We start from the raw sequence: 10,568 nt of genomic DNA on the forward strand, positions 1-10,568 counted from the left end.
TGGCGGAGAGATAGGGATTTGAAACCTAGCCCACGCCTAAAACCCGGAAAAAGTATAAGAAAATCAGTGGCTTTGGACAACGCCAAGGGCAATTCACCCGCGATTTCATTCCCAGAACGTTCCCAGCTTTTACGCACGCGCATGCGCACGCCCGCGTGAAAACCAATTTTTAAAGAAAATCCCGACTGCATCGGAAAAAGGTTACAAGGGTTGCGAGTTGCTGCTTATGGCCTGTAGCCCGCATAGAATCAGGGGTTCCGAGTGATTGGAAACGGTTACAGATAGGTAATTAATTAGTTACTTGTAACCTATTATTAGAGTTACCTATGAAAACCATAAAACTCAATAAAAACAATAACTTATGATTCTGTAACCTTTTTAGCAACCAGCTGTAACCTTTTAACGGTTACAGACAAACCCACAGGCCATGCGGCCTGCAGCTTGTTTCTGACGCAAATAACCTCTGTAACCTTTTTCCGTTGATCATCCTGAAAACGCCCTAAGAGCACGGGGGCTGCCAGATTTTGGCCGAGCCTGCGTGGATTTGCGTTGCGTTACCAATTTCGCCTGCCCGCCTGTAGCGCACAGGCTGAGCGAGCCTGATTTGCCTGAATGGGAAATAGCCCTGCAAGGAAACAGCGACATAAAGACACCGCGGGCGTGGCGGGGATGACCGCGCGCCAGCCCTGCTAGTGAAAAAGTCAGCCTTGCCCAGTGTGAACCTGTTAGGATTCAGCACCGGACAAAAGGAGAGCCATGATGGCGATGACAAAATGCAAAGAGTGCAAGAAGGAAGTGTCGAGCAAAGCCAAAACCTGCCCGCACTGTGGAATCAAGAAACCCGGAGAGAAGTTGAGTGACGCCATCGGCGGGCTCATCGTTCTGATAGTGATTGGCTGGATCATTAGCCTGTTCGTGGGTGGTGACGATAAACCTGCTGACCTGAGCCTGCCAGGCAAAGCAAAGCCGTACACCGTATTGAGCAAACAAGATACCAGTGTTGCCAATCGCGACAGGCTGCGCTGGATAATCATCGCACCGCAAGCCGTTACCCTGGACGACCGTGCTGCAACCGCTGTTCAGGCAGCAAAAGACCTGCAATCACAAACCGGCGCAGATCTGGCTGATGTTTGGTTGGAGGTGGGTGAATTTTCGGTAGGCCAGGGCCGGCAGTTGGCACAGGCCACCTTCATTCCCGATGGTTGCGGCAATAGCGGACAGGACTGTGGTGGTCAGGCGTGGCAAGTCAGTGCTACCGATGTGCAACTCACCGAGCAGCAAATATCTATCTGGAAAGCCTGGTACCAGGAACGCAGCAAGTTCCAAGTTGACGGCCTGACAGACGAAGCCGCCCTCAAGGCCCATCTGGCCAAGCGTTTCAAGGTAACTCCAGATCAAATCAGCCTGCCTTGGTTCGATCGAGAGCCCATCCAATAGCCACAAAAAAGCCCCTTATTTCAGGGGCTTAGCATGTTTTTATGGTATAATTCTCGCGAAGCTTTATGCGCTTAAACCTTCGATCTTATAGGGGTCGAATGAAATAATTTCGCCTCCAACCTGCTCGTTAAACTCCTTGAATCGCGCCATCAACGGTTCCAGTTCATGGCGAGCAAACACCACCGCAGCCTTGCCGATATCACCGAACGAACCCGTGCCCTCCGGAGCCAACCCCATCAACTGCGGGTACGCACGATGCGCGGCCAGAATGTCGTCTCTCGATACGTTCTTAATGTTCAAGAATTCATCCTTGGCAGCCACCTCGCTGATCGGAATCACCTGAATGCCATCCTTCTTGCCGTTGGGCGCATATAAAAACAGGTTCTTGAAATTGCCAATGCCTTTCGAATCCCGCAGCGCCTGACGCATTGCATCAATATCCTCATTACTCTGCGCCGTATCGTTCACATACAGAATGAAACCAGCGCTGCTGTTATTTAGGTAATATCGGCGTCTGAACAACGTGGCATTTTCATTCAGGAACGCCGACTGCAACGCACTCATGTACTGCGGCAAACCGTACACCTCCTGTGTCACATCCGGCTCCATCACATGAAGAACCCGGCTCTGGAACTCATGGCTCTGCACATACCCCTGCACAAACCAGAAGCTCTCAAGATCCACACCCCGCCGGGTATACAGTGCCAGCGAAGGCTTGAACTCAGCTGTGCGATTAATCGCCCGCCGTTCTTCCAGGTAACAATTGCCGAAAACAATGTAGTCCAGCACCAACCGCCGAAAATCCTGTCGACTCACCTGCTTCGACGGTTTGAAACAACTGGTCAACACATTCGCTTTGAAGTGGATCGCACTCTCATGATGAGGCGCCGATCGGAACGCCTTCGCCAGCCCATGGGCAGAAAGCGGCATCTCGAACCAATCTCCCACGCGCCCACATTCCAGGTAATCCAGCAGCGTATGATTCTCTAACGCAGGTACCGGCTCGCCGAACGAAAACACGACCGGCTCCGAAGCAGTATTCACCACCTCTGGCTCATCAACCGCAACCACATCCGTTACGTCACTCATCAGCAAATCTCCATAATTGACGCCGTGGCCACTTGATCGCCATCGAGCGGATCAGCATCCAAAGCATGCATCGTTGCCCACGCCAAATCGGCATGGCCTGTTTGTTTGTTACGGCCAGCAACGTACGTCACCTGACGTCCGCTCGCCGTCATCTGTTTACGAATTGCCATGAACGAACTCGCCAAGTCCGACCAGCCCGCATCGAACTCCAACCGCCCCTTGGCAATAATGTTGTACGTCTTATTCACCAGCTGCCCCTTAACTTCCGGGCTGTACTTGTATTCCTTCACCGCAGGGAAAAACTTACGAACCAACTGATAGACCGCTGAACCAATGCCAGTCGTGTCCATGCCAATGTGGCCGACGTTGTAACGCTGGCAAATCTCATAAATGCGCTGGGCCTGGGCCTCATAATCCAGCCCCCGGATCTGAAACTTCTCAATTATCCGGTGCTTGCCGCCTTTGCCTTGGGCTGGCAGCACAACAACCAGCCCCGCGTTATCCCCATTCTCATCCTCACCGTTCGGATCGTAACCAACCCACACCTCCCTGTTACCGACCGGTCGCGTCGCAAACGGCTTGTATACATCTGCCCAGACATCCCAGCTGTCAACCATGCACGGTTGCATCATCCGCATCGGGAAAATCGACTTGGCATCGTCGATAAACTGGCACATCAACAGGTTGTCGTACTCCTCCTGGTTGTACTCCAACCGCAGCTGATCCAAGTCGAACAGGTCGCAGCCACGCGCCAGCGCATCCTCCACCGTAATCATGTTTCGCCACTGGCCATCCTGGAACAAAGCCCCCTGCGTCGTCGCCCCATGGCTCACATCAAAATCGAACTTGTCCGCCTTCGCCCGTCCCCGGTTGAATAAATCACCGGTCCAGAACGGATAGGCTTCGTGGCTCATACTCGACGGCGTCGAAAAATAGGTCTGGCGCCACTTCTTATGCATCGCCATCCCCGAAGCCACCTTGCGCAGCTCCTGAAACCGATGCACCCAGAAGTATTCGTCAAAATAGAGGTTGCCGTGATAGGACTGCGCTGTTCTGGAGTTGGTGCCGAGGAAATACAGCGTCGCGCCGTTATCCAGCACGATCGGATCACCGGTTAACTCAGCCTCAGCTGCAGCCGCAAACTGCAAAATGTAATGCTTGAACACATGCGCCTGTGCCTTCGACGCAGAAAGGAAAATCTGATTACGCCCGGTCTCCACTGCATCCAGCAGCGCCTCCCGCGCAAAATAGAACGTCGCACCGATCTGGCGACTCTTCAAAATGTTGCGAATCCGGTTCGTCAAACCCGCCCGGTACCAGTTTTTCTGATACTCGAACGACTCCTCCATAAAGATCTCGCGCAGCTTCTCAGCCTGCTCCATCGAAATCTCATTTTTGACTTTCTTCTTACGCTCCCCGCTATTGCGGTTAGCCACCTTCGGATTCAAATCACCCTCGTGGCCACCGGGCTGTTCGTAACGTCGAACCCGGGCTAATCGCTCAATCTGCCGCCCAAGAAGATCGATCTCCTTGAAATCTTTTCCCTCCTTCAACTCCTTATTAATCAGCAGCACCATTCGCGCTTCAAGCGCACCCTCAACCCGCTCGATCGCCAGCGCATCATCCCACTTATCGCGCGACTTCCAGCTGTGCAGCGTCGTTTCGGCCACATCGAGCATCTCAGCAATACGCGCGATCCGCAGACCGCCCCAGTACATAAACTTGGATTGCCGCCGTGGATCAAAATCAGGATTATCAGCTACATTATTCATGCAGCCAGACTACCCGCCCGCGCGAATCCTCCAGTCGTACCCTAAATTGTACTGGCTACACATACAGCCCCAGCCAGTCGCCAACTGCCAACCTGCCTCGCATCCTGAGCACATCAAAAACCGCCATCAGATGCATAAACCGAGCAGGGAAAACCGGCATGAAAAAATTCTTCCGAGTGGCCGTCGAAGGCAATATCGCCGACAGCCGCGACATCGTCCTCACCCGCGACCTGTTGACCACCATGGCCAGCAGCTTCAATCCGGCCCTCTACGGTGCCCGCATCAACATGGAACACATTCGCGGTTACACCCCGGAATCCACGTTCCGCATGTACGGTGACGTAACCGCCCTGAAGACCCAAATCGACAAGTTCACCATCAACGGCGAAACTGTTGAAAAAATGGCCCTTTACGCCGAACTCGACCCAACCGATGACCTGGTCGTACTCAGCAAGGCGCGCCAGAAGGTCTACACCTCCATTGAAATCGACCCCAACTTCAAGGAAACCGGCGGTGCCTACTTCGTCGGCCTGGCTATTACCGACACCCCAGCAGCCCTGGGCGTCGAAATGCTCAAGTTCTCCATCGAACAAGGCGCCAACTCCCCGCTTGCAGGTCGTAAAGCCAAGCCAGAAAACCTCATCGTCGAAGCCAACGAAGTACACCTGTCGTTTGAAGCTGCCAAACCATCCATCCTCGACACCGTCAAGGGCTTGTTCTCCAAGCAGACCCAACAGCAAGAAACTAACACCGCCGACATCCACAAGGCCATCCAGCTGGTAGCGCAGAAGGTCTCCGAACTGGAAGCCAAGCAGCCAGGCAAACCAGAAGGCCTGCCCGAACTGGAGCAGAAGTTCACCAAGCTGCAGCAAGACTTCACCGAACTCACTGAACAACTGGACGGCGTCAACCTGCACCAGCAGCGCCCGCCGGCCACAGGTGGCCAGACTGGCAGCGCCATTCTGACCGACTGCTAACCGCCAACCACTACAGGCCACCTTTTAAGGAAGAATCGAAATGAATGAAGTGACCACCCTTGCCTTCAACGGCTACGTCGACCAGGTCTACAAGCTGAACGGCGTCGCACGCTCCGTGCAAAAGTTCACCGTCACCCCGACCATTCAGCAAAAGCTGATGGACAAAATGGCGGAATCCGCTGACGTCCTGAAAAAAATCAATATCGTTCCAGTCGATGAACTGAGTGGCGAAAAAATTGGTTTGGGCACATCTGGCACCATCGCAGGTAACACCGACACCAGCGACGGCAACACTGAACGTCAAACCAGCGACCCGTCCAACATGACCGGTCAAACCTACGAGTGTAAAAAGAACAACTTCGACACCCATCTCAGCTACAAAAAACTGGACTTGTGGGCCAAGTTCAAAGACTTTCAGGTGCGTGTTCGCAACCACAATATGCACGCTGAAGCACTGGATCGCTGTCGCATTCTGTGGAACGGCACTTCCTATGCCGCGAATTCCAACCGCACCAACAATCCATTGCTGCAAGACGTGAACGTTGGCGTGCTGCAGCACTACCGCGACGATGCCCCCGATCGGGTCATGGATGAAGCCGAAGACGCTTCTGGCGTAATCAACGTCTACGCCGGTGGTGACTACGAAAACCTCGATGCTCTGGTCGAAGACGCCGTCGAAACGCTGATCGACCCGTGGCACAAAGATGACACCGCACTGGTGGCGATCATGAACCGCAAGATGCTCAGCGATAAGTATTTCCCGCTGATCAACCAGCAGCAGCCTTCGTCCGAAGTGTTGGCAACCCAGCTTGTCATCGCTCAGAAACGTGTTGGTGAGGTCCAAGCGGTTGCCGTGCCGTTCTTCCCTGAAAACACCATTCTGATCACCACCTGGGACAACCTGTCGATCTATTACCAATCCGGTGGTCGTCGCCGTCACATTCTCGACAACCCGAAAAAGGACCGCGTTGAAAACTACGAATCCTCCAACGACGCCTACGTGGTCGAAGACTACGGCCGTGGCTGCCTGATCGAAAACATCAACACCGTCGCGCCTTAACCGGCGCCTCGGCTGACTTGACCATCGATTAAGGACACCACCATGAGCAAAATCCAACACCGCACATCGCCAGCCGCCCAGCACCGCCTGCGCAAGCTGGCCGCAAAGCAAAAGCCCAGCGACAGCCAGCGCCGTCAGGACCTCAACGTCTTCGAGCAGATGCTGGCGCAACTGTACGACCACAAAAAAACCCTCAAGGGCATCCAGTCCATGGAACTCAAAGGCCAGAAAAAAGCCGAGTTCCTGCCCGACTACATGCCCTACATCGACGGCGTCCTGCTGGCTGACCACGGCGAACCCGACGAAGTCGTTGGCACCATCATGATCTGGGCCATCGACGCAGGCGACATCGACACTGCACTGCGCATTGCTGGCTATGTCATGACCCACAAACTGCCGCTGCCAGACTACTTTGGCCGCACCACCGCGACAGGGCTGGCCGAAGAAATCGCCGACAAGTACTTCAAAGACCCGGCCACCGTCACCATCGAGCAATTGCGCAGCCTGTTTGCGCTGGTCGATGCTGAAGACATGCCAGACCAGGTGCGCAGCAAACTGCACAAAGCCGTCGGCCTTGCCCTCATGGAATACGGCGGCGCAACCGCTGAAGCGCTTGAAATGTTGAAAAGTGCCACCCGCTTTAACGATCGGGCAGGTGTCAAAAAGCAGATTGCAGCGCTCGAAAAGCAACTGCAGGAAGAAAACCAGCAAGACCAACAACTGGCTGTAGCAGAACCCGCAGCCATGACTGAACAGGCGTCAGAATCGGAATAAACCGAATCTAACGGCTAACAGAGCGTCCCGCGCGTCGAGCGGCACGGTGCAGCCATCTGATCCTCCCCGGAATCAGTTGGCCTGCGCCGTTCACCGCTCTCTAAACAACATAACGGAGCCCCCATGCCATTCATTGCCACCACCGCTGCCGGCTCCGAAACCAGCATCAGCAACGATTTCTGGCCAGCCATCAGCCTCACTGATGCCCGCAACGTCATCCGTATTGAACAAGACGTCACCGATCCGCGGCTGCAGCACCTGCTGCAAATCGCCATCGCCGATGTCAACGACGAACTGGCCCAATACACCGCAGAACAGCAACAGCTCGGCAACACCATCAACGAACTGTCGCTCACTGTTCAGGCCCGCTACCTGCAAGCCATATACGCCCACACAACCGCCAGCCTGTTGGAGCAATACCAGGACTACGATGCCACTGGCCAACGCGGCGAAAGCAAAAACAGCATCCAGCAGCAAGTGGATGCCCAGCGCCGACAAGTCGCCACCGCCATCCGGGCCATTCTGGGTAAACCGCGTTCATGCGTGGAGCTCATCTGATGCCAGTCGTCAAAGCCCAGCAATACGAAACCGTCGACTCCCTTGCCTACCGGATTAGCGGCAACACCGACGCACTCGAAACCATCTACGCCGACAACCCGGGCTTGGCAGAACTCGGCCCGTTCCTGCCGTTGGGCACCAACGTCACCGTGCCGGAAGACACCACCACCGTCACCACCGTGCGCCAACGCACCACCCTCTGGAGCTGACAAGGAGCGTCCCATGCCAGAACCCACAGCAGCCACCGTCAGCGTCACCAGCCTGTTCGGCATCAGTCTCGCCAGCATCGTGCTCGGCATCGATGCCAACACCGCCATCGGTGCCTTCGCAGGCGCTACCCTGTTTATCACCAGCGCCCGCGAACTCAACCTCGCCACTCGATTCGTCTACCTGCTTATCAGCGTCGTCATCGGCTACCACGCCGCTGGAGAAATCACCGCGCATACACCTATCGCTGCGCCAGCCATCGCCGGATTCATCGGCGGCCTCTGCTCCATCAGTGCAGGTCTTCTCCTTATTCGCCAACTGCAAGAAGGCAACCTCACCAACATCAGCAACCTGTTCAAGGTGAAAAAATGAACGCCATCGCCATCATCATCGCCCTGGTCGCCATCGCCGCCTGTCTGCGCCTGCTCACATTCAAACGCAGCGGCAGCCAACACAAACGCAGCGCCGCCATCAGCGCATGGCTCGCCTGCTGGCTGCTCGCCGCCATCGCCGTCCGATCGGTCACCGGCACCCTACCCAACAACCTCACCATCCAACTGCTCATGTTGGCCGTACTGGTTGCCTTCACCGTTCGCATCTACCAAACCCACGGCAACATCGCCGCCGTACTGAAAGGAACTCACCATGCCTGAACTGCTCACCATTGGCTGCCGTGGCGACAACGTCCTCGCCCTCACTGACTTCCTCAACGAACGCGGTTACAACGTCGAACCAACCAGCTGGTTTACCGAACAAGTCGAAGCCGCCGTCATCGCCTTCCAGCGAGCCAACGACCTGGTCGCCGACGGCATCGTCGGCAACAAAACCCGCGCAGCCCTGTCCCGCAAACAACGCGACCACAGCAAGCTGCTCAAACACTCAGATTTGGTCGCTGCGGCTAACATCCTCGACGTACCACTGGCCGCCATCATGGCCGTCAACAGCGTCGAAAGTCGCGGCAAAGGCTTCCTCGACGACGGTCGCGCCATCATCCTCTACGAACGCCACATCATGCGCCGTCGCCTCAAGACAAACGGCGTCGAGGACAGCGTCATCGGCCTCGCCGAAAGCCATTGGCCCGGCCTCGTTAATAAACAAACCGGTGGTTACCAGGGCGGCAAAGCCGAACATGCCCGGCTCGAACTCGCCTGCGAAATCCACCGTCCATCCGCGCTGGAATCCTGCAGCTGGGGCCAGTTCCAAATCATGGGCTACCACTGGAAGACGCTCGGCTACCACAGCATCGAACACTTCGTCAGCTGCATGGCAGAAAGCGAAGCAGGCCAACTCAACGCCTTTATCGAATTCATCCGCCGCAAGCCGCGCCTGCACAACGCCCTCAAAGCACAAAACTGGGCAACCTTCGCGCGCTATTACAATGGCCCGGCCTACGCCAAAAACCGCTACGACGCCAAACTCGAAGCCGCTTTCACTAAATACAGCAAGGTTCACTCATGAACATCATCGCCTACCTGTCAGCACTGCTGATCACATCACTCGCAATGTGCGGCTGGCTCTACTACAGCAACCAGCAACAAGCCGACACCATCACCACCCAGGCACAAACACTGGCAAGCACCAACGCAGCCCTGCAGGCCACCCAAACCGCCGCCGCAGTGCAGCAAAAACGCCAACAACAACTGCAAACCGAACTCGACGCCAGCCATCAACAATTGCAGGCCAAACAGCAGCAACTCAACCAACTCAAGGAAAACGACCATGAAGTTCAAGACTGGGCTCGCCAGCCTGTCCCTGCTGGCATTGTCAGGCTGCAGCAACGCACCGGAACAACCACCGGCGCAGGTAATCGTCACCAACCCCTGTCCGATCCTTAGCCCCTGCGTGCTCAGTCCAGTCAGCATCGAAACCAACGAAGACCTGGTAAACGCACTCAACATTACCGAAAACGACTGGCTCCAATGCGCCATCAAAGTCGACAGCATCATCAGCTGCCAACAAACGGACACCACAGATGGACAAGCTCAATAGCCTCAAGCAACACCTGCTCGACCACGTCCCGGCACTCAAGCGAAGCCCCGACGACATCGCGGTGTTTGCAGACAAAGGAAAAATCCACTACAGCGCCGAACGCGAACTGCACTTTCAATACAGCTATCGGGCCATCGTCATCATCACCGGGCTGGCACTGCACGCCGACGCCGTTTTTGTGCCACTTATCCTCTGGTGCAAAAAGAACCAGACCGACCTGCAACACGACGCCCTCGAATTCATGGCTGACCCGATCGACGGCAACAGCATCGATCTGCGCATAGAAATCCCGCTCACCGAAGCGGTACGGGTAGAACAAGTAGAAGGCGGGTACAGCACCAGCCATCCGGCCGAACCGGTACCGGAATACAACGCCGTACTGCCAGCCGCACTGGGAGAATTCATCTATCCGGAATCGGATAACGAAGGGTAGAGATGAACAACGCCGACGACCTTGCTAAATGGCTCTCGCCGTTAATTCGTCAACTCGAACCAGGCCAGCGAACGTCGCTGGCCCGGGAAATCGGCCGAGGGTTGCGTCAGCGCCAAGCGCTGCGAATCAAACAACAGGAAAACCCTGACGGATCGCAGTTCGAACCTCGAAAACCGCGAAAGTCTGGTAAACGCGGTGAAATGTTCCGGCAGCTGAGAAAATACAAGTACTTGAAATTCAAGGCCCGGTCTGGAGAAGTCTCCACTGGCTGG

The 10,568-nt window shown here is 55.5% G+C and carries 15 protein-coding genes; 13 read left to right on the top strand and 2 right to left on the bottom strand.

All coding sequences use genetic code 11. From position 1 onward, the window contains the following. Positions 1-759 precede the first annotated feature (759 nt). Positions 760-1,437, top strand: coding sequence for a DUF4875 domain-containing protein (locus G516_RS22420; RefSeq protein ID WP_051219408.1), 678 nt, complete (start codon positions 760-762; stop codon positions 1,435-1,437). Positions 1,438-1,500: 63 nt separating this feature from the next. Here the strand turns inward: G516_RS22420 and G516_RS0113060 are convergent, their stop codons facing one another. Both G516_RS0113060 and G516_RS0113065 read right to left on the bottom strand, forming a co-directional pair. Next, on the bottom strand, positions 1,501-2,526 hold the full coding sequence (locus tag G516_RS0113060; protein WP_036536462.1) for a phage portal protein: 1,026 nt from the start codon (positions 2,524-2,526) through the stop codon (positions 1,501-1,503). Beyond that, complete coding sequence (locus tag G516_RS0113065) at positions 2,526-4,298, bottom strand: terminase large subunit domain-containing protein (protein ID WP_028294030.1); 1,773 nt, start codon at positions 4,296-4,298, stop codon at positions 2,526-2,528. The genes G516_RS0113060 and G516_RS0113065 overlap by 1 nt, the downstream gene beginning before the upstream one ends. 158 nt (positions 4,299-4,456) lie before the next feature. Between G516_RS0113065 and G516_RS0113070 the strand changes: the two genes are divergently transcribed. The 12 genes from G516_RS0113070 to G516_RS0113125 form a co-directional block, all read left to right on the top strand. Further along, positions 4,457-5,275 (top strand): GPO family capsid scaffolding protein, encoded by an 819-nt coding sequence (locus tag G516_RS0113070; RefSeq protein WP_036536466.1) that lies wholly within the window; start codon positions 4,457-4,459, stop codon positions 5,273-5,275. A 40-nt stretch (positions 5,276-5,315) separates the two neighbouring features. After that, positions 5,316-6,335, top strand: coding sequence for a phage major capsid protein, P2 family (locus G516_RS0113075; RefSeq protein WP_028294031.1), 1,020 nt, complete (start codon positions 5,316-5,318; stop codon positions 6,333-6,335). Positions 6,336-6,377: 42 nt separating this feature from the next. Beyond that, the gene (gene gpM / locus G516_RS22425) at positions 6,378-7,109 is read left to right on the top strand and encodes a phage terminase small subunit (RefSeq protein WP_051219409.1); all 732 of its coding nucleotides are present in this window, start codon (positions 6,378-6,380) and stop codon (positions 7,107-7,109) included. Positions 7,110-7,232: 123 nt separating this feature from the next. Next, positions 7,233-7,667: a head completion/stabilization protein gene (locus G516_RS22430; protein ID WP_051219410.1), complete on the top strand. Its 435-nt coding sequence runs from the start codon at positions 7,233-7,235 to the stop codon at positions 7,665-7,667. Beyond that, positions 7,667-7,876, top strand: a complete 210-nt coding sequence (locus tag G516_RS0113090) for a tail protein X (RefSeq protein ID WP_028294032.1) — start codon at positions 7,667-7,669, stop codon at positions 7,874-7,876. The genes G516_RS22430 and G516_RS0113090 overlap by 1 nt, the downstream gene beginning before the upstream one ends. Positions 7,877-7,889: 13 nt before the next feature. Beyond that, positions 7,890-8,246, top strand: a complete 357-nt coding sequence (locus G516_RS0113095) for a putative holin (protein ID WP_028294033.1) — start codon at positions 7,890-7,892, stop codon at positions 8,244-8,246. Continuing rightward, positions 8,243-8,527 carry a phage holin family protein gene (locus G516_RS0113100; protein WP_028294034.1) on the top strand — a complete coding sequence of 95 codons (285 nt, stop codon included), beginning with the start codon at positions 8,243-8,245 and terminating at the stop codon, positions 8,525-8,527. Before G516_RS0113095 ends, G516_RS0113100 begins: the two co-directional genes overlap by 4 nt. Further along, the gene (locus tag G516_RS0113105) at positions 8,520-9,332 is read left to right on the top strand and encodes an N-acetylmuramidase domain-containing protein (RefSeq protein WP_036536471.1); all 813 of its coding nucleotides are present in this window, start codon (positions 8,520-8,522) and stop codon (positions 9,330-9,332) included. Before G516_RS0113100 ends, G516_RS0113105 begins: the two co-directional genes overlap by 8 nt. Continuing rightward, positions 9,329-9,709, top strand: a complete 381-nt coding sequence (locus G516_RS0113110; RefSeq protein ID WP_028294036.1) for a hypothetical protein — start codon at positions 9,329-9,331, stop codon at positions 9,707-9,709. Before G516_RS0113105 ends, G516_RS0113110 begins: the two co-directional genes overlap by 4 nt. Continuing rightward, the gene (gene lysC / locus G516_RS25275; protein WP_407635451.1) at positions 9,594-9,863 is read left to right on the top strand and encodes an Rz1-like lysis system protein LysC; all 270 of its coding nucleotides are present in this window, start codon (positions 9,594-9,596) and stop codon (positions 9,861-9,863) included. Before G516_RS0113110 ends, lysC begins: the two co-directional genes overlap by 116 nt. Beyond that, the gene (locus tag G516_RS22435; RefSeq protein WP_051219411.1) at positions 9,847-10,296 is read left to right on the top strand and encodes a phage tail protein; all 450 of its coding nucleotides are present in this window, start codon (positions 9,847-9,849) and stop codon (positions 10,294-10,296) included. Before lysC ends, G516_RS22435 begins: the two co-directional genes overlap by 17 nt. Positions 10,297-10,298: 2 nt before the next feature. Continuing rightward, the coding region (locus tag G516_RS0113125) for a phage virion morphogenesis protein (protein ID WP_028294037.1) at positions 10,299-10,568 on the top strand (270 nt) is incomplete at its 3' end.

Source organism: Oceanobacter kriegii DSM 6294 (assembly GCF_000422845.1).
Lineage (GTDB): Bacteria > Pseudomonadota > Gammaproteobacteria > Pseudomonadales > Oceanobacteraceae > Oceanobacter > Oceanobacter kriegii.